19 protein-coding genes are annotated in these 18,929 nt (G+C 59.7%); 12 read left to right on the top strand and 7 right to left on the bottom strand.

The window, feature by feature from the left end:
- Positions 1 to 23: 23 nt before the first annotated feature.
- From rfbD to rfbB, 4 genes are read right to left on the bottom strand one after another with little or no spacing between them, the layout of a single operon-like run.
- Positions 24 to 905, bottom strand: a complete 882-nt coding sequence (gene rfbD, locus MKS85_RS22480) for a dTDP-4-dehydrorhamnose reductase (protein ID WP_188251763.1) — start codon at positions 903 to 905, stop codon at positions 24 to 26.
- Positions 902 to 1,447, bottom strand: a complete 546-nt coding sequence (gene rfbC, locus MKS85_RS22475) for a dTDP-4-dehydrorhamnose 3,5-epimerase (protein WP_139048818.1) — start codon at positions 1,445 to 1,447, stop codon at positions 902 to 904. Before rfbC ends, rfbD begins: the two co-directional genes overlap by 4 nt.
- Positions 1,444 to 2,316: a glucose-1-phosphate thymidylyltransferase RfbA gene (gene rfbA / locus MKS85_RS22470; protein WP_188251764.1), complete on the bottom strand. Its 873-nt coding sequence runs from the start codon at positions 2,314 to 2,316 to the stop codon at positions 1,444 to 1,446. The genes rfbC and rfbA overlap by 4 nt, the downstream gene beginning before the upstream one ends.
- The gene (gene rfbB / locus MKS85_RS22465; protein WP_188251765.1) at positions 2,313 to 3,398 is read right to left on the bottom strand and encodes a dTDP-glucose 4,6-dehydratase; all 1,086 of its coding nucleotides are present in this window, start codon (positions 3,396 to 3,398) and stop codon (positions 2,313 to 2,315) included. The genes rfbA and rfbB overlap by 4 nt, the downstream gene beginning before the upstream one ends.
- Before the next feature lie 190 nt (positions 3,399 to 3,588).
- On the opposite strand from rfbB, the gene MKS85_RS22460 reads away from it, so the two are divergent.
- The 9 genes from MKS85_RS22460 to MKS85_RS22420 all read left to right on the top strand — a co-directional run bounded on the left by MKS85_RS22460 (position 3,589) and on the right by MKS85_RS22420 (position 13,249).
- Complete coding sequence (locus tag MKS85_RS22460) at positions 3,589 to 6,501, top strand: aminotransferase (RefSeq protein WP_310663136.1); 2,913 nt, start codon at positions 3,589 to 3,591, stop codon at positions 6,499 to 6,501.
- A gap of 248 nt (positions 6,502 to 6,749) precedes the next feature.
- Positions 6,750 to 7,628, top strand: coding sequence for an N-carbamoylputrescine amidase (gene aguB, locus MKS85_RS22455; protein ID WP_076383287.1), 879 nt, complete (start codon positions 6,750 to 6,752; stop codon positions 7,626 to 7,628).
- A 3-nt stretch (positions 7,629 to 7,631) separates the two neighbouring features.
- Positions 7,632 to 8,738, top strand: a complete 1,107-nt coding sequence (aguA, locus tag MKS85_RS22450) for an agmatine deiminase (RefSeq protein WP_047226868.1) — start codon at positions 7,632 to 7,634, stop codon at positions 8,736 to 8,738.
- A 245-nt stretch (positions 8,739 to 8,983) separates the two neighbouring features.
- Positions 8,984 to 9,187 carry a hypothetical protein gene (locus MKS85_RS22445; RefSeq protein ID WP_047226869.1) on the top strand — a complete coding sequence of 68 codons (204 nt, stop codon included), beginning with the start codon at positions 8,984 to 8,986 and terminating at the stop codon, positions 9,185 to 9,187.
- 339 nt (positions 9,188 to 9,526) lie between these two features.
- Positions 9,527 to 10,813 carry an OprD family porin gene (locus tag MKS85_RS22440; RefSeq protein WP_188251767.1) on the top strand — a complete coding sequence of 429 codons (1,287 nt, stop codon included), beginning with the start codon at positions 9,527 to 9,529 and terminating at the stop codon, positions 10,811 to 10,813.
- Between the two features lie 232 nt (positions 10,814 to 11,045).
- The gene (locus MKS85_RS22435) at positions 11,046 to 11,792 is read left to right on the top strand and encodes a 2OG-Fe dioxygenase family protein (protein ID WP_047226871.1); all 747 of its coding nucleotides are present in this window, start codon (positions 11,046 to 11,048) and stop codon (positions 11,790 to 11,792) included.
- A 13-nt stretch (positions 11,793 to 11,805) separates the two neighbouring features.
- Positions 11,806 to 12,243: a GNAT family N-acetyltransferase gene (locus MKS85_RS22430; protein WP_171061302.1), complete on the top strand. Its 438-nt coding sequence runs from the start codon at positions 11,806 to 11,808 to the stop codon at positions 12,241 to 12,243.
- The gene (locus MKS85_RS22425; protein WP_047226872.1) at positions 12,240 to 12,953 is read left to right on the top strand and encodes an AzlC family ABC transporter permease; all 714 of its coding nucleotides are present in this window, start codon (positions 12,240 to 12,242) and stop codon (positions 12,951 to 12,953) included. The genes MKS85_RS22430 and MKS85_RS22425 overlap by 4 nt, the downstream gene beginning before the upstream one ends.
- Positions 12,932 to 13,249, top strand: coding sequence for an AzlD domain-containing protein (locus MKS85_RS22420; protein WP_047226873.1), 318 nt, complete (start codon positions 12,932 to 12,934; stop codon positions 13,247 to 13,249). The genes MKS85_RS22425 and MKS85_RS22420 overlap by 22 nt, the downstream gene beginning before the upstream one ends.
- On the opposite strand, the gene MKS85_RS22415 is transcribed toward MKS85_RS22420, so the two are convergent.
- The gene (locus tag MKS85_RS22415; protein ID WP_047226874.1) at positions 13,166 to 14,092 is read right to left on the bottom strand and encodes a LysR family transcriptional regulator; all 927 of its coding nucleotides are present in this window, start codon (positions 14,090 to 14,092) and stop codon (positions 13,166 to 13,168) included. The two genes, MKS85_RS22420 and MKS85_RS22415, sit on opposite strands and share 84 nt — an antisense overlap.
- A 354-nt stretch (positions 14,093 to 14,446) precedes the next feature.
- Here MKS85_RS22415 and MKS85_RS22410 point away from each other — a divergent pair, with 354 nt between their 5' ends.
- Together MKS85_RS22410 and MKS85_RS22405 are read left to right on the top strand one after the other, a co-directional pair.
- Entirely contained in the window at positions 14,447 to 14,857 is a 411-nt protein-coding gene (locus MKS85_RS22410; protein ID WP_047226875.1) for an MbcA/ParS/Xre antitoxin family protein, read from the top strand.
- Entirely contained in the window at positions 14,857 to 15,534 is a 678-nt protein-coding gene (locus MKS85_RS22405; RefSeq protein ID WP_047226876.1) for an RES family NAD+ phosphorylase, read from the top strand. Before MKS85_RS22410 ends, MKS85_RS22405 begins: the two co-directional genes overlap by 1 nt.
- Positions 15,535 to 15,678: 144 nt before the next feature.
- On the opposite strand, the gene MKS85_RS22400 is transcribed toward MKS85_RS22405, so the two are convergent.
- Positions 15,679 to 17,286 carry a methyl-accepting chemotaxis protein gene (locus tag MKS85_RS22400; protein WP_139048822.1) on the bottom strand — a complete coding sequence of 536 codons (1,608 nt, stop codon included), beginning with the start codon at positions 17,284 to 17,286 and terminating at the stop codon, positions 15,679 to 15,681.
- Positions 17,287 to 17,509: 223 nt separating this feature from the next.
- On the opposite strand from MKS85_RS22400, the gene MKS85_RS22395 reads away from it, so the two are divergent.
- Entirely contained in the window at positions 17,510 to 18,046 is a 537-nt protein-coding gene (locus tag MKS85_RS22395) for a dihydrofolate reductase family protein (protein ID WP_188251796.1), read from the top strand.
- 235 nt (positions 18,047 to 18,281) lie between these two features.
- Here MKS85_RS22395 and MKS85_RS22390 read toward each other — a convergent pair whose 3' ends face one another.
- On the bottom strand, positions 18,282 to 18,560 hold the full coding sequence (locus MKS85_RS22390) for a DUF3077 domain-containing protein (protein WP_188251768.1): 279 nt from the start codon (positions 18,558 to 18,560) through the stop codon (positions 18,282 to 18,284).
- Positions 18,561 to 18,929: the final 369 nt, after the last annotated feature.

The following is an 18,929-nucleotide window of genomic DNA, read 5'->3' as shown; positions in this document are numbered from 1 at the left end:
CTGTGGGGACAGGCGCATTATGCCTAGTGTCCGGCGGCAAGGCACTGGTGCAGCGCGCTTTGCCAGTCTGGCTGACTTACACCCCATTGCTGAAGCAGGCGTGTGCAATCCAGACGCGAGTTCAGCGGGCGTGGGGCCGGGGTCGGGTAAGCACTGGAGGGGATGGGCTCAAGCACCGCGCAGGGTTTGTGCTGCTCGATCAGGTGCTCGCCGATGGCCTGGGCAAAGCCGAACCAGGACGTTTCACCCTGCGCCGTCAGGTGGTAAGTCCCCCAGGCGCCGCACCGGCCGGCCTGCCAACGTTCAATCAAGTGGGCGGTGCTGTCGGCGATAGTCCCGGCCCAGGTCGGTGCGCCGATCTGATCGTCCACCACCCGCAGTTGCGATTTTTCCTGCAGCAGGCGTTGCATGGTCAACAGGAAGTTGCGGCCTTCGTTGGAGTACACCCAACTGGTGCGCAAAATCAGGTGCTGCCCGGTGGCGTGGCGAATGGCGTCCTCGCCGGCCAGCTTGCTGCGCCCGTAGACACTCAGCGGGTTGGGCGGGTCGGTCTCGGTGTAGGGCTCAGGCTTGCGACCATCGAAGACGTAATCGGTGGAGTAGTGGATCAGCGGGACACCCAACTCGACTGCCACTTGAGCCAGGACGCCCGGCGCTGTGGCATTGATGGCGAAGGCCCGTTCCGGTTCGCTCTCGGCCTGGTCGACGGCGGTGTGGGCGGCGGCGTTGATGATCAGGTCAGGCCGCAGGGCAGTGATGGGCGAACGAAGGTGATCGGGGCGCGCCAGGTCGAGTTGGTCGCTGCCGCGCACGATCAACTCAGCCATGCCGGCCAGGCGCGACTGGAGTGCTCGGGAGACCTGGCCGTTCTGGCCGATGATCAGGATGCGCAAGGAGGTACTCATGGAAACAGGTCGGCCTCGTGCAGAGCCTTGCCGGCCTGGTCCTTGGGTGAGAGGATCGGCGCACTCTCCAGTTCCCAGTCGATGGCCAGGTCCGGGTCGTCCCAGCGAATGCAGCGCTCGGCAGAGGGCGCGTAGTAGTCGGTGGTCTTGTAGAGGAAATCAGCGTAATCGCTGAGCACGACGAAGCCATGGGCGAAGCCTGGTGGGACCCACAGTTGCCGATGGTTCTGCGCTGACAGGCGTACGCCCACCCATTGCCCGAAAGTGGCCGAACTGCGACGAATGTCCACCGCCACGTCGAGCACTTCCCCAGCAATGACCCGCACCAGTTTTCCCTGGGCCTGTTCGATTTGATAATGCAGGCCGCGCAACACGCCCCTGGCCGAGCGCGAGTGGTTATCCTGGACGAACTGCAACGCGCAGCCAGTGGCCTCGGCGAACGCCCGAGCGTTGAAACTCTCATAGAAAAAGCCGCGATCATCACCGAAAACCTTCGGTTCGATGATCAGGACTTCAGGCAGGCGGGTGGCGATGACGTTCAACGTGTCTCTCCAGCGATCTGGAACAGGTATTGGCCGTAGCCGGTCTTGCCAAAGTACTGGGCGCGCTCAAGGATGTGCTCGCGGCTGACCCAGCCCTGTTGGTAGGCAATTTCTTCCAGACAAGCGACTTTCAAACCTTGGCGGTGCTCGATGGTTTGCACATATTGCGAAGCCTCCAGCAGGCTGTCGTGGGTGCCGGTGTCCAGCCAGGCGAAACCACGGCCGAAACGCTCGACGTGCAGGTCGCCGCGGTGCAGGTAGGCGTTGTTGACGTCGGTGATTTCCAGTTCGCCTCGTTTGGAAGGTTTGATGGTCTTGGCGATCTGGATCACGTCGTTATCGTAGAAATACAGGCCGGTTACCGCGTAGCTGGATTTGGGCGCGGTAGGTTTTTCTTCAATGGATATGGCCCGCCCTTGAGCATCGAAATCGATCACGCCAAAACGCTCAGGGTCTTTGACCCAGTAACCGAATACTGTCGCGCCCGTCTGCCGGGCGGCGGCCGTCTGCAGTTGTTCGCCGAAATGCTGCCCGTGAAAAATGTTGTCGCCCAGGATCAGGCACACCGGATCGTTGCCGATAAATTGCTCGCCGATCAGGAACGCCTGGGCCAGACCATCGGGCGATGGCTGCTCGGCGTAGTGAAATTGCACGCCAAACTGACTGCCGTCGCCCAACAGATTGCGGTATTGCGGCAAGTCCTGAGGGGTGGAAATCACCAGGATGTCCTTGATGCCGGCGAGCATCAGCACCGAAATCGGGTAATAGATCATCGGCTTGTCGTAAACCGGTAGTAACTGCTTGGAAACCCCAAGGGTAATCGGGTGCAGTCGGGTGCCGGAGCCGCCGGCCAGAACAATGCCTTTCATCGTGCAATCGCATCCTTGTTGTCGAGCGAGCCCAGGCGCTCGCCCTGATAGCTACCGTCCTGGACACGTCGGCACCACAGCAGGTTTTCGAGGTACCACTGCACGGTTTTACGCAGGCCGGTCTCGAAGGTTTCCCGGGGCGTCCAGCCCAGTTCACGCTCGATCTTGCCGGCATCGATGGCGTAGCGCAGGTCGTGACCGGGGCGGTCTTTGACGAAGGTGATCAGGTCGGCATAGTGCTCCACGCCGTCGGGCTTGTGGGGCGCCAGTTCTTCGAGCAGGGCGCAGATGCCGCGCACCACGTCGATGTTCTTCTGTTCATTGTGGCCGCCGATGTTGTAGGTCTCGCCCACGGCACCTTCGGTCACGACCTTGAGCAGCGCCCGGGCATGGTCTTCGACGTACAGCCAGTCGCGCACTTGTTGGCCGTCGCCGTATACCGGCAACGGCTTGCCGGCCAGGGCATTGAGGATCACCAGCGGAATCAGCTTCTCGGGAAAGTGAAACGGCCCATAGTTGTTGGAGCAGTTGGTCAGCAGCACGGGCAAGCCGTAAGTGCGTTGCCAGGCGCGTACCAGATGGTCGGAAGCCGCCTTGCTCGCCGAGTACGGCGAGCTGGGGGCGTAGGCGGTGGTTTCGGTGAACAAATCATCCACGCCGTGCAGGTCGCCATACACTTCGTCGGTGGAAATGTGATGGAAACGAAACGCGCGCTTCTGCGGCTCGGCCAGGGTCTGCCAATAGGCGCGGGTGGCTTCCAGCAGGCTGTAGGTGCCCACGATATTGGTCTGGATGAAGTCCGCCGGGCCGTCGATGGAGCGGTCGACGTGGGACTCGGCCGCCAGATGCATGATGGCCTCAGGCTTGAACCTTGCCAGTATCGCACTGACCGTCGGTTGATCGACGATATCGGCCTGGACGAACTCGTAGCGGCTGTCGTGCTCGATGCTGCTCAGCGATTCGAGATTGCCGGCATAGGTCAGCTTGTCGAGGTTCAGGACCTGATGTCCAGTCTCCAGGATCAAGTGCCGTATAAGCGCCGAGCCGATAAAACCGGCACCGCCAGTGATGAGAATGCGCATCCGATCAAGCCTTTTTCCGTGGAACAACAAAGCATTGGAGCATAGCTTGTCGGCATGGCGAGGGCGGTGCAAGCAGGATATTTCCGGACACGCTCACGCGCTTGGCAATTCACCTGCGGCAAAGGGGTTGCTTATCCCCCGACTCAATGGCGAGATAGACATCCGATAAAACCACCTCAGGGGTCGTTGTATGCCACTCGCTACGTTGGTTCACCGTGCCAGTTTGCCAAGCCCACAGATCAGTGCCGAACAGGCGCTGGTGCTGCTGCGCTCGAATTACGGACTCAGCGGTGACCTGCGACCCTTGGGCAGCCAGCAGGACCTCAACTATCGCGTCGACAGCGAGCGCGGACGGTTTGTGCTGAAGATTTGCCATGGTGACTATGCCGTCCAGGAACTCCAGGCCCAGCATGCCGCCCTCAAGCACCTGGCCGAGCACGGCGCGGTAAAAGTGCCGCGGGTGATCGCCGCCAATAATGGCCAGGATCTGTTGACCCTGGAGCTCGCAGGGCAAGCGGTTCATGTGCGACTGCTGGAGTACATCGACGGCCAGTCGCTCACCCAGCTTAACCATTGGGGACCTGAACTGGTCACGGGGCTGGGGCGCTTGTGCGCACAAATCGACCTGGCCCTGGCCACGTTCGATCACCCTGGCCTGGAGCGCACCCTGCAATGGGACGCCCGCCACGCCAATGCACTGGTCGGCCATCTGCTGCCCGTCATCGACGATGATCAAGAACGCAACCTGATCGCCGAGGCGGCGCAACAGGCCGAACGCCGCTTGCAGCCGCTCAAGGCCAGCCTGCCGGTGCAGGCGATCCACATGGACATCACCGATGACAACGTGGTCTGGCAGCGCGATGCCCAGCGCCAATGGCAATTGCAGGGCGTCATCGATTTCGGCGACCTGATCCGCACCTGGCGCGTTACCGATCTGTCGGTGACCTGTGCAGCCTTGTTGCACCATGCCGACGGCGATCCGTTTTTCATCCTGCCGGCGATCAAGGCTTACAACGCGCTCAACCCGCTGCAATATGAGGAGCTGCTGGCGCTTTGGCCGCTGATCGTTGCCCGCGCTGCCGTGCTGGTGCTCAGCGGTGAACAGCAGGTATCCATTGACCCGGAAAATCAATACAGCCGCGACAACCTGGACCATGAGTGGGAGATTTTCCGGATTGCTCAGTCGGTCCCGTTCGAACTGATGGAAGCGGCGATCCTCACGTCCGTGGGCCACCATCTGCCACCCGTTGCCAGTGAAGGCTTTGTGCCGCTGTTGCCGACCTTGGTGGGCCGCGAGTTCGCCCTGATCGACCTGGGTGTCCTGAGCCCGCATTTCGAAGCCGGTAACTGGGAGCAGGAGGGGATCGACCAGCGTCTGCTGAGCGAAGCCGCCGCGGTCCATGGATTGGCCGCCAGCCGCTACGGGCAGCACCGATTGTCTCGGACTCGGCCGGACAGCGCCGTTGAACCGGATACTTATCCATTACACGTAGAATTGCAGGTGCCGCGGGGCACGCCGCTGGAATCGCCGTTCGCCGGGGTGGTGCACAAAGCCGCCGACGGCATGTTGCAACTGGACAGCGTGCAACTGAGCATTCGGCTGTGGGGCGTGACATCGCCGCTGCATTCCGGGGCAGCGCTGGTCAAGGGCCAGGTCTTGGGCGAAGTCGATGGACCGTTGCGGGTGCAGTTGTGTCGTGGCGCTCAGCTCAATCCGCCGTTGTTCTGCACGCCATCCAGGGCGCCGGCCTGGCAGGCGCTCTGCCCCTCACCAGCGGTGCTGCTGGGACTGGCCTGCGATGCCGAGCCAGAGATCGACCCCCAGCAGTTGCTGGCCCGTCGCGATGCGAGCTTTGCCCGTTCGCAGAAGCACTATTACGTTGATCCGCCGCGCATTGAGCGCGGCTGGCGCAATCACCTGATCGACATGCAGGGCCGCTCCTACCTGGACATGCTCAACAACGTCGCGGTACTGGGGCACGGGCATCCGCGCATGGCGGCGGTGGCCGCCCGGCAGTGGTCGCTGCTCAACACCAACTCCCGCTTTCACTATGCCGCGATTGCCGAATTTTCCGAGCGCTTGCTGGCGCTGGCGCCGCCCGGCATGGATCGGGTATTTCTGGTCAACAGTGGCACCGAGGCCAACGACCTGGCGATCCGCCTGGCCTGGGCCTACAGCGGCGGCCGGGACATGCTCAGTGTGCTGGAGGCCTATCACGGCTGGTCGGTAGCGGCCGATGCGGTCTCGACGTCCATTGCCGACAACCCTCAGGCCCTGAGCAGTCGCCCGGATTGGGTGCATCCGGTGACCGCGCCAAACACTTATCGCGGTGAATTCCGCGGCCCCAACAGCGCGCCGGACTACCTGCGCAGCGTCGAGCACAACCTGGCAAAAATCGCCGAACACAAGCGCCAGCTCGCCGGCTTCATCTGCGAACCGGTGTACGGCAATGCTGGCGGGATCGCACTGCCGCCGGGGTATCTGAAGCAGGTCTACGCGCTGGTGCGCGAGCGCGGCGGCGTCTGCATCGCTGACGAAGTGCAAGTCGGCTACGGGCGCATGGGAGAATTTTTCTGGGGCTTCGAAGAACAGGATGTAGTACCGGACATCATCACCATGGCCAAGGGCATGGGTAACGGCCAGCCGCTGGGAGCGGTCATCACCCGCCGGGAAATCGCCGAGGCGCTGGAAGCAGAAGGGTATTTCTTCTCGTCAGCCGGCGGCAGCCCGGTCAGTTGCCAGATCGGCATGGCCGTGCTGGACGTCATGGAAGAAGAAAAACTGTGGGAAAACGCCCGGGCAGTGGGTGGGCATTTCAAGGCCCGCCTGCAAGCTTTGATCGACCGATATCCGTTGGTCGGTGCGGTGCATGGCTCCGGTTTTTACCTGGGCGTGGAACTGATCCGCAACCGCGACACCCTCGAGCCGGCCACCGAAGAAACCACGGCGCTGTGCAATCGCCTGCGGGAGCTGGGTATTTTCATGCAACCGACCGGCGACTACCTGAACATCCTCAAGATCAAACCGCCGATGGTCACCACCCGCCAGAGCGTGGATTTCTTTGTCGATATGTTGGCGAAGGTGTTGGACGAGGGGCTTTGACTAACTGAGGCAAACGCTTTCCCTGTGGGAGCGGGCTTGCTCGCGATAGTGGTGAACCCGTCTGCAGCGATGTCAGATGGGGGATCGCATTGCGAGCAGGCTCGCTCCCACAAGGTTTTGCGTGGTTGATAGTTCGATTTTTGTCGGTATTTTTTGCGACTGGCGTGTGATTTTAAATCTATATCGCTTCTAAAGTCGATTTTTATCGGTTATAAAGTCGGCACCACACATGCTCTGGAGCTCCCTTCATGAGTCGTATCGTCACCGTTGCCGCCACCCAGATGGCCTGTTCCTGGGACCTGGAGGCCAATATCGAGATCGCTGAACAGCAGGTTCGCGAGGCCGCCGCCAAAGGGGCGCAGATCATCTTGCTCCAGGAGTTGTTCGAGACGCCGTACTTTTGCCAGAAGCCCAACCCGGACTACCTGCAATTGGCGACTCCGGTCGAAGATAACGTCGCCATCAGGCATTTTCAGAAAGTCGCCAGGGAGCTTCAGGTCGTCTTGCCCATCAGCTTTTTTGAACGGGCCGGTCGTGCGCGTTTCAACAGTATTGCGATCATTGATGCCGACGGCCGTAACCTGGGGGTATACCGCAAGAGTCACATCCCGGACGGTCCTGGCTACCATGAGAAGTACTATTTCAACCCTGGCGATACCGGTTTCAAGGTCTGGAATACCCGCTACGCCAGGATTGGTGTGGGCATCTGCTGGGACCAGTGGTTTCCCGAGTGCGCCCGCAGCATGGCGCTGCAAGGTGCGGAAATCCTGTTTTACCCGACCGCCATTGGCAGCGAGCCGCACGACAAGAGCATTTCGTCCCGCGATCACTGGCAGCGCGTGCAACAAGGCCATGCCGGCGCGAACGTAATGCCGCTGGTGGCCAGCAACCGCATCGGCAACGAAGAGCAGGATGGCTACGACATCACGTTCTACGGCTCCTCGTTCATCGCCAATCAGTTCGGTGAAAAGGTCCAGGAATTGAACGAAACCGAAGAAGGCGTGCTGGTGCACAGCTTTGACCTGGACGAGCTGGAACACATTCGCAGTGCCTGGGGCACTTTTCGTGATCGTCGTGCGGACCTGTACGGCTCGATCAAAACCCTCGATGGCTCACTGGAGTCCTGATTTATGACAACGTTGCACAGCACTCCTCGCGCGGACGGTTTCCACATGCCTGCCGAGTGGGCACCCCAGACCCAGGTCTGGATGGTCTGGCCCGAGCGCCCTGACAACTGGCGCCTGGGCGGCAAGCCCGCGCAGGCCGCTCATGTGGCGGTCGCCAAAGCCATCGCCCGCTTCGAACCGGTGACCGTGGCGGTGTCCGCGAACCAATACGAAAATGCCCGGGCGCATCTCGACGTGCCGAATATCCGCGTGGTGGAAATGTCCAGCGACGATGCCTGGGTCCGGGACACTGGCCCGACGTTTGTCATCAATGACAGTGGCGAAGTGCGCGGCGTCGACTGGGATTTCAACGCCTGGGGTGGGTTTGACGGTGGCCTGTATGCGCCGTGGAACCGGGATTCGCAAGTGGCCAGCAAGATTCTCGAGATTGAACGTAGCCCGCGTTACCGCACCGAAGGCTTCGTGCTTGAGGGCGGCTCGATCCACGTCGATGGCGAGGGCACTCTGATCACCACCGAGGAATGCTTGCTCAACCGCAATCGCAATCCGCACCTGAGCCGCGAAGACATCGAGGCGGTGCTCAGCGCGCAGTTGGCTGTGGACAAGATCATTTGGCTGCCGGACGGCCTGTTCAACGACGAAACCGACGGGCATGTGGATAACTTCTGCTGCTACGTGCGCCCTGGCGAAGTATTGCTGGCCTGGACCGATGACCCGCAGGACCCGAACTACGCCCGCTGCCACGCCGCGATGGACGTCCTGCAAAACAGCACTGACGCCAAGGGACGCCCGTTCACAGTGCACAAAATGCCAATTCCGGGGCCGTTGTATGCCACTGAAGAGGAATGCGCCGGCGTGGACGCGGTGCAGGGTTCCCAGGAGCGCAATCCGACCGTGCGGTTGGCCGGTTCCTACGTGAATTTCCTGATCGTCAACGGCGGCATCATCGCACCGAGTTTCGACGATCCACTGGATGGCCCAGCGAAGGCGCTTCTGCAAGGGCTTTTTCCAGAGCACGAAGTGGTCATGGTGCCGGGGCGCGAACTGTTACTGGGGGGCGGAAACATCCACTGCCTTACCCAACAACAGCCTGCGCCGCGCACAAAATGAGTGGTGATGTAACAGCCAGGTAATAGCGCTGGCGGCAGCTCTGCGCCGGGCTTTTTGGATCCATTTTGCTTTGGCCCGCGGCCTGATTGGGGATGCGGGCTTTTTTATGTCTGCAGATCGGCAGTGCAGGCACATTGGCATAGCTCTTGTATCTGTATCCCGGCAGTTCTGGGGAGCGGAGCTGAGTTGTTTTGTCATAAACCTTGGATAAATTGGCCGCTCATCAACCAGGAGAGGGCGCTGGAATGAATATGATAAGCGAGCGCACATACCATCCCTTGGCCGTTGTCAATGGTGAGTCGCTTAAAGCTTTGGCACAGTGGTTGAAGTCCAACGGAACGCGTCAGACCAGAGAGCCCGATCCGCGTCGGATGATCATGGAACGCTACCCGGATGGCCTGTTCAGCGAGGCTGAGCTGGAAGCACTGTGGGACGTGATGCAAGGATAGAATTCGACGGATTGAGAAAAGGCGCTGGCCAGGATGGCAGCGCTTTTTTTGTGGCTGATGGTTCTGTGTTGAACACTGAGCCCATTTGAAGGTTGTTTTTAGAAGTTTTTCGCCTGATTACAGACGATTCACGAAATTGACACATCATTGAAGGCGGGACTAGGATTCGTCCACGCCTGTGGCTAACAGCCATGACTCTTAAATAATAAAAAGGCCCGCCACGATCATTCGTGGGCGGGCCTTTTCATTATTTTCAGGAGCAAGAGTCCGAAAAAGAGCGCAAAAGCGCCGTTTCGGCTGCCGTCGCAGTGCGTATCAACCCGTATAAGGAAAATAATCATGTTGAACAAGCGCATTGCTCTGATCGCACTGGGGATTTTAAACACGACATATGCCATGGCCAGCGACCAGGCTGAGTCCAAGGGGTTCGTTGAGGACAGCAGCCTGAACGTGCTGTTACGCAACGCCTATATCAATCGCGACTACAAAAACGGTAATGAAGACAAAGCCGAATGGGGGCAGGCCGCCATCGGAACGTTCTCGTCCGGCTTTACCCAAGGCACTGTCGGTGTAGGGGTGGACGCCTTCGGACTGTACGCGCTGCGTCTGGATGGCGGCAAAGGTCGCAGCGGTGCGGGCGGCATCGACTTCTTCAAGCAAGGCGACAGCGGCAACGCGGCCGATGACCTGTCCAAGTTTGGTGCGGCGGTCAAATTCCGTGTTTCCAATACCGTGTTGGCCTACGGTGACCAGATGCCGGCGTTGCCGGTGCTGAGCTACGACAACTCGCGCCTGCTGCCGGAAAGCTACACCGGCACGCTGATCACCTCGAAAGAGATCAAGGGCCTGGAGCTGAACGCTGGACGTTTCACCGCCGAGTCGCGCAAAAGCGCCGAGGGTCGTGACAGCGGTGGCCTGAAGTCTATCAACGTATTGGGCGGCAGCTATCAGTTCACCGAACAGTTCAAGGCCTCGCTCTACGCCTCGGATGTCGAGGACGTGTTGAAGAAGCAGTACGTGAACGCCAACTACGTATTCCCGCTGGCCAAGGATCAATCCCTGACCCTGGACTTCAACGGCTATCGCACCAAGCTGGACAACAGCTATGTTCGCGAAAACAACGTCACCGGCGACGACAACAAGATCTGGAGCCTGGCCGCCACCTTCGCCACCGGCCCGCACAGTTTCACCCTCGCTCACCAGCGCAGCACTGGTGACAGCAACCTGGGCTACGCCTATGGCGGTTATCAGCGCGGGCAGAATCGTGTAGGGGACGGCGGCAATACGATCTACCTGGCCAACTCCTACTGGTCCGACTTCAATGCTGAAGACGAGCGCAGCTGGCAACTGGGTTATGGCCTGGATTTCACCACGTTCGGGATTCCCGGTCTGACGTATAACGTGGCTTATGTGCGTGGCGATAACATCACCACCTCCACCAGCGAAGGTGGCACCGAGCGCGAGATCTTCAACCAGTTCAAGTACGTAGTCCAGAACGGTCCCGCCAAAGACCTGAGCGTGCGGTTGCGCAGTTCCTTCCTGCGTGTTTCGCAGAAGTCCAGCGAGTACAACGTCAGCGGCAATGAGCTGCGGGTGTTCGTGGATTATCCGATCAGCGTCTTCTGATGCCTGATCACGTTACAAGCGTCTGATGAAAAACCCCGAGCGCAAACTCGGGGTTTTTTCTTTGGACGGCAAAAAAACGTTGGAACAGTCTGTTTTTCCGAGAAAAAGTCGTACTAATGAAACATTGTCCACCGTTTCAAGCATGGCTTGAAATGCCTCAAATACTTTCTCATGGACGTAAATCCTGTACCTACTAGATTAGGCTGCTCAATGCAGTGGAGACCTATGAAAAATGATCGTTCTGAACAGGGAAGTAGGCGAAGCGCTGAGGCGTGACAAATACGTCAACGTCCGCGGTGGAGACTTCAATCTCTACGGTCATTTCGGCGACTTTGTCCGGCTGACCAAGAGCTGGGAAAACATGGAGCCCGACAGCTACTACGGCCAGGCCGAGTCAGGCATGCGTTTTCGCCGCTATAGCGACTTCGAATACAACCCCAGGACCCGCGACCTTACGCAGCTCGAGCATCGGGCCTACATTCAGTCCAAGGCCAACAACAGCTATGTCGGTGGACTGGAGCGGCACTTCCAGGACTTTTCCAACGAAGTGATCAACTCACCGGTGATGCGCAGTCTGATCGACACGGACTTTGAGGTGTACAAGAACGTCCTTCCCCAGGAGCTGCACGAGGAAATCTGGCAGTGCCAGATCCACCAGATCCGTATCGAGATCAAGCCGGGCAAGCAACTGGAAATCACCCCTGAAGGGATCCATTGCGATGGGTATCCGTTCAGCGGCGTGCACTTCTGGGGCCGTCATAATGTGGCCGGCGCAGAGAGTCGTCTGTACACCGCCCAGGAAGAACAACTGGCAGCGATTACCTACGAGGACATTCTCGACACCACGTTCTTCCTCGACCGCGATATGCGCCATTACGTCACCCCGGCCCGGAACGTCCACAGCCATGAAATGGCTTTCAGGCAGATCCTGGCGATTTCCTTCTCGCGGCCCGGGACCGCTTTCGACATTGTTCGCTGAACAGCTCGAACCCATGGACGATCTGGAGCAACAGGTTCTGTTGCGCCGGGCAATGGTCAGGGACGCCGAACGACTGGAGCAGTTTTTTCGCGGTTTCGACGAAGTGTCGTTCTGCGAGTGGCAGGATGCCCGATTCTTGCGCGGGGTATTGTTGCAGGACACCACCACCGCGTACTTGGCCGTCGATGTCAGCGGTGAAGTGGTGGGGGCGGTGATTGGCGGCATGCTCGGCACCCGTGGCACCATCAATCACCTGGCCGTCAGCCCGGGGCATAGAACCCGAGGCTTGGGCCAGCGTCTGGTGGAGGCTGCATCGGCCGACATGAAACGGGTCGGCGTACTGCGCATGTTCCTGTTCGTCGACGATGCTAATCTGGCCGGCAAGCGGTTTTGGGCAGCCCAAGGCTTTTGTGAGCCTCGGGGTGAAATCACTTTCGAGAGGGATCTATGAGCAAGACTTCCAGCCAGCCGCTGGTGGTCGAACCACAAGCCTCGCGTACCTTTGCTGAAGCCAGTCCGGTGGTAGCGGGTTATTTTACGGTTTCGTTTGTGTTCGGTCTGATGGCGGTCAACGCCGGGTTGCCCTTGTGGCTGCCGGTGGCGATGTGCCTGTTCGTTTACGCGGGCGCTTCGCAATTTGCGGCGCTGGCGTTGATTTCCAGTGGAGCATCGCTGACCACTATCGTGCTCACCACCTTCCTGATCAACGCGCGACACATGCTGATGTCGGTCTACATGGCCAAGGCATTGCGTGCGCTGGGGCTCAGTCGTTTCGAGCGCTGGTGCTACGCGGCGGGGCTCACGGACGAGTCGTTCGCTTTCCACAGCGTCAAGCTCGGCACCGGTGCGCCGGTCAGCGTGCGTTACCTGATCGGCTTCAACCTTTTTTGCCACACCTCCTGGGTGCTGGGTGGCTTGTTGGGAGCGGTGTGTGCGCAATACGCGGCGCACCTGATCAAATACCAGCTCGACTACGCCCTGACTGCGATGATGCTCTACGTGCTGGTTTCGTTGTGCAATACCCGTAACAAACTGATCGCTGCCCTCGCGGCGGTCGTCTGCATGGGCGGGCTGAGCCTGCTGGGCAGCTCGCCGTTCAATGTCTTCATTGCCACGTTCGTTGGCTGCGGGGTGGGCGTATGCCTGACCAAACGTTCCTGATCCTGGTCGTGGCCCTGATGATGGCGGTGACCTTTCTGCCACGGGCCCTGCCGCTGCAGGTCAATACTGAAAACTGGCCACCGTTCGTCGCCCGCGCCCTGGAATACCTGCCGGTGGCGATCGTCGCTGCCATCAGCCTCACCCCGTTGTTGATCAAGGATCAGCAGATACAACTCGACCGCCCGGAATTCTATGCCGCGATTCCGACGTTGTTATGTGCGTATTTCAGCCGCAACCTGTTTCTCAGTGTGGCGGTGGGCACGGCGGCGTACATCGCGCTCGGTTCGTTCCTTTAGCGTCAGATCCACAACATCGTGCAGCGCCTGGCCGGACAACTCTGGATTATTCACCGCCAGGCGCACCTCGAGGAAATCCTCGAAGTCCGGGAAAATCGTCAGGTCGTTACGCAGCGCCGCTTCCCGGGACACCAGTCCCAGGCCATCGAGTTGGGTAATCAACGACAATGTCAGCGTTTCACTGCAGGAATACACCATCCGCTGACTCGAGCCGTACTCGCCCAGGCCGGCATCCAGGAAGCGAAGGAAACTGTGGGAATACGGACATTCCTCGGCCGGACGCACCTGAAACTTATCACCGAGCAAGCCGAGGGAGTCGTCCTCTTCGCCGCAATGGGCGCCGACCACCTGCACCTGGACGTCCGGCATTGTGATGCTGGAAAAGCCGCTCTGCTGCGGACCGATCAGGATCGCCAGGTCAAAATCTTCGTTCTTGAGCTTGCTCAGGTTCTCCATCGACTCGGCGTAGCTGAACTCCAACTGATACTGGGGAAACACGGCGATCAGCCGATCGATCATCCGCCGGTTGAACTCCGCCGGCAGCGTGGTATTGAGCGCCACTCTCAGCGTGCGCTGCCGAGGCGTCTTCAGCGCCGCGACCTTCTCTTCCAACTGCCGCGTGGCAACCAGCACCTGATCCATGAACGGCGTCAGTTCCGAGCCTTGGCTCGTCAACGTCAGGCCCTTGTTCGACCGCCGGAACAACCGGAAGCCGAACTGCTCCTCAACTTTGTTCAACTGTGCCGCCAATGCCTGCACCGTGAGGCACGAATGTTCCGCCGCCGCCGACAAGGAGCCGGTCTGCACGATGCGCATGAGGTTGCGTAAGGTTCTGCTATCCATGAGGTAATGCCCTCTGCTTAAGTGGGCTCGCTATTGTTGTGCACCTGGCCCGGTCAGGCAGTGCATGCCGGCTATCATCATGTACCTTGCCACGCTTGTCGCGGTTTTGTGGCGAAAAGCTCCGGCAGACGATGGTTGGAGCTTATGCGGGATTTGGGTTTTTTGCCTGATCAACGGTAATCGGGGCGGTCAGCGAGTCCGTAAGTGGCTGGAGCAGAGAAAATTCCTGCACACAGCTTGCTGAATGGTTCAGGTAGAGGGTGGTAAAAATCCGTTTGCGAATAAAAAATAATAATTTATCCGTATTTGTACTACTCTCTAGGTGTCACCCCCTAGCAATGGAGCCCAAATTTTATGGCAACCTCCTCCATCACCCTCAACGCGCAGCAACAATTGGACTCCCCGGACGCGGGTCGGGTCGCGTTGAAGTTTTTCTTCAATCTCATGGCGTTGTGGGGCTGCAGTGTCGAGCAGCAGCGCACATTGCTGGGCAAGGTAGGCAACACGACTTTCTATAAGTACAAGCAATTACCGGAAAACGTCAGGCTGCCTCACGACACACTGGAGCGCATTTCCTACCTCATGGGCATTCACAAGGCGCTGAGCATCATCTTCAGCAACAGCCGGGACCGCGCTTACCAGTGGGTCAACAGCCCCAATACCGCTGCGCCCTTCAACGGCCAGTCGGCACTGGCCTACATGCTTGCCGGGCGGGTGGTGGACATTGCCGATGTGCGGCGTTACCTCGACGGAGTGCGCGGTTGATGACGCCACCACTGGCGGACCCGCAATGGAAGCGTGCCTACCGGATCGTCAACAGCAGCTTCCCGCCGATTGCGCTGTTCGAAGACGTGCTCGATCCCGAGGACCTGCCCACCGCGTATGCCCTGGAAGCACTGACCAACGATCGGCTCATGGAAGAAGCCGGGGTGCTGTCCCGGGTACGCCCCGAGGACCGCATTTCCGGGCCCGGCTCCTCGCCGGTGATGGCCGCGTTTACCCATATCGGCAAAAGCAGCCGCTTCAGTGACGGTACCTTCGGCGTCTACTACGCCGCCAGCAGCCAGGAAGCGGCCATTGCCGAGACCTGCTACCACCAGGCGCGATTCCTCGGAGCGACCAACGAGCCGGATCTGGAATTGACCATGCGCACTTACGTCAACAAGGTCATCAAGCCGCTGCACGACATCCGCCAGGACTACCCGCACCTGCACGACCCGGACCCCACCGCCTACGGTCCGTCCCAGGTGTTCGCCCGGCAACTGCGTGAAACCTTGTCCTGGGGCTTGCTGTACAACAGCGTCCGCCTGCCCGGCCACGAATGCGTGGCGGCGTTTCGTCCACCGGCGGTTTCGATTCCGGTGCAGGGCAAGCATATCCGGTACGTCTGGAGCGCCCAGAAGCGGGAGATTTCGTTTGTGTTTGAGGTGAGCGAGGTGTGAGTCAGGTCTTTAGGGTGTTTTGGCTGGGCAATAATTATTGCCCAGCCAAAATTTTCAATAATTCGCGAGTATTGAAAGCACGGGCTGCTACACAGCCGAGCGAGAGCAAGCGGCCTCGCCACAAAAGTGGGTCCGGCCGATTGATCAAATCTTGAACTGCTGCACCGAAGACTGCATCGACCCCGCCGCATCGTTCAATTGATCCGCTGTTTGCGTCAGGTTGTGAATCGAGCGGGTGTTCTCGCGGGACTGCGCGGCAATCGACTCCACCCTCTGAGCCATTTCATCGCTGGCCTTCGATTGTTCGGCAATGGTCTGGGAAATTTCCTCCACCACTTCTGCCGCGTGCCGGGCGCCGGTGCGGATTTCGCTGATGGACACCCCGGCCTGCTGGGCCAGTGAGACGCCTTCGTCCACGCGGCTGACGCAAGCCTGCATGTTCGCCACCGCATCCCGGGCGCTGGTCTGGATGCGCTCGATCATTGCGGTGATTTCCTGAGTGGACTGGGTGGTGCGCGCTGCCAGGTTACGCACCTCATCGGCCACCACCGCAAAGCCGCGCCCCGCCTCACCGGCGCGGGCGGCTTCGATGGCGGCGTTGAGGGCCAGCAGGTTGGTTTGCTCGGCGATGCTCTTGATCACCTGAATGATGGAATGAATGTCTTCGGACGACGCATCCAGCGCGGTGATCTTGCTGGACGACTGATTGACCACCTCGGCGATCCGGCTCATGCCCTCTACCACCCCAAGAATCACTTGCCCGCCGCTGCTGGCCAGTTGTTCGGACTGCGCTGAAATCGTCCGGGCGCTGTCGGCGTGCTGATGGATCTGGCTGATGTTCGCCATCATCTGCTCCATGCTTGCCGCCATGCTGGTGGCGCTCTGAGCCTGCTGATCGGCGCTGGACACAATCTGCCGCGCCGTATCGCCCAATACGCGCGACGTGCCATGCAACTCGTCACTCTGGCTGCGGATCGTGGCGATCATTTGCCGCAGATTGACCTGCATCTGCTCGATCACACCTTGCAACTGACCCAGCTCATCCTTGCTTTGAGCCCCCATCGAGCGCTGCAAATCCCCTTGGGAAATAGCCTGGGTATTGAGGATGATCTTGTTCAGCGGCGTAAGCACCGCCTTGAGCAGGCTCCAGGACAACAGCGCCAACGCCACGCAGGTGGCCAGCAATGTGAAAACCAACCAGCGCTCCGACGTTTGAATGCTGTGGTCCTGATGCTCGCGGGTGGCATGGGCCTGGCTCTCGATCAACTCACTCACCGCCTCGTTACGCTCCTCCAGCGCCGAAAACGCCCCGTCGAACTCCGTCCGCAGCGCCCGGCCATCCTGGGCACCCTCCAACGCCTTAGCGATCACCTGCTGAGCCGATGCAATATAGGTTTCCACTTGCGGCTTCAGCTCGGTAATAGCCTGAGCGATCGCTTGCGGCAACTGGGCCTCGGCATTCTCGGCGATGACCTTGCGCATCCGTTGCGCATGCTCATCGAACGCCTCCCTCACCTCCTTGGCTCCCGCGGCATCCCCCGGCGCCACCAGCAAAGCGGCCAACACATCGCCACGAATGGCGTCGTGCATCATGTCCGCCTCCATGTGCTTGCGCATGGCCGAAATACTGGTCTCGCTACGCGCGAGGGCGCTGGTCATGCTGATATAGCCCCACAACCCGATACCGCCGAGCACGAGGGCAAAGAAAAGGCTGATCAACCCCGAGCCTATGATCTTGGTCCTGATCTTCATCGCCTACTACTCCAGAGGGGACGGGATTTCAGGGCAAGTGTAGTTGAGGGCCGGCGGAGCGCTCGGAGGTTCGCTTGATTGCTTCGGGCGCTCACGCCCGCTTGCCGATAACGCCAACGACCGACGGGCCCGAAGACAAGCGATGGCACAATGGATGGTCAATGCCAGCAGGTGTTTCTCGACGCCGGGCATCGAAATACCCCGTATGAATAAGGAGATCCTGATGGCCACTGCACATGTTTTCATCGCCACCAGCCTGGATGGCTTCATCGCCAGGTCCGACGGTGACATCGACTGGCTTTTACAGCGCGATGATCAAACCGAGGACCATGGCTACTCAGACTTCATCGCTGACAAGGACGTGATCGTGATGGGGCGCGGAACCTATGAGAAGGTCCGGACCTTCGACACCTGGTTCTACGAGTGCCCCGTGGTGGTGCTGTCTGAAAGCCTGTTGGATGCGCCAGTGCCCGAAGCGCTGAAGGGCAAGCTCCGGTTCTCTAGCCTCGCGCCCAAGGACGTGATGGAGGAACTGACGAGACAAGGCGTACGTCGGGTCTATGTCGATGGCGGACAGGTGGTGCAGTCATTCCTGCGCGATGGATTAATCACCGACATGGTGATTACCACTGTACCTGTGCTGATCGGCTCCGGAAGGCCATTGTTCGGGGCTCTTGAGCGGGACGTAGATCTGAAACTGGTATCCAGCCGCTGGTTTACTTCGGGGTTGGTGCAGTCTACCTATCGCTTGGCGACATGATGCGCTTGCGTGGGTATTGGGCCGCAGCGCCAGAGCGTTCCCGTAGGAAAACGGGGGACAGACCATGGTTGATTTGGTATCCGCCTATTCATTACTGCCAGTAATCGTGCTCTGTCCGTAGCCCCCGTGGCGAGGGAGCTTGCTCCCGCTGGGCTGCGAAGCAGCCCTTCTTTAATCCGCTCCTGCAAATAAAATTCAATGCTGCCCCCTCGGAGCAGCATTGCCCCTGCGGCTCTTAAGCAGGATGACTCCCCGGCGCCTCCAGCACCTTCACCACGTCATCAATCACCGCTTTGCTCATATCCTGCAAATAACACGACGCCCAGGCGTACCGATCCGTGCTGCGAATCATCGCCGCGTCCTCGGCTAGGAGCTTGGCAACGTGGAGCAGGTCGGAGGCGTGGGACAGGGCCTCGCCGATGGGAATGCCGCTGTTGACGCGGAAGAGGGGGCGGTCGGAGTGGTAGGAGAAGGGGGTTAGGCCTGGGGTTTTGAGGTCTCTGGGGTGGGTCATTGTGCGCCTCCGGTTGTCAGTCGGCGGCAAGTAGCGGTTGGTGAAGCGCCCGTACAAAAAAGCGGCAAATCCATGGCATACATCGATAGAGCTCCCATATCAAGTGAGAGCTGCCACGTTCGTTCTCAGGCGAATGGGTGGCAGCTGTGCGCAGGCTGAGAAACCGGAGATACAGGAACCCGGCAGACCCGAAGGTCTCCCACGCACAGCCGCCATTGCACGAAATACGGACATAAAAAAGCGCCGCAAAACGTGGTAGGGCGCTGTAGCGCCTGCATCTTACTCGGGTTCTCAGGCCCGGTCGCTGAATTGGCAGCGACAGTTGGAGGGTAGCGGTCGATTGGATAGGGGACAATCGTGGCGCCATGC

Origin of the sequence: Pseudomonas sp. JL2 (assembly GCF_031570495.1) — a bacterium.
Taxonomy (GTDB): Bacteria; Pseudomonadota; Gammaproteobacteria; order Pseudomonadales; family Pseudomonadaceae; genus Aquipseudomonas; species Aquipseudomonas rhizophila.
The sequence above is the reverse complement of the archived record's forward strand: the minus strand, read 5'-3'. Positions and strand labels throughout refer to the sequence as shown.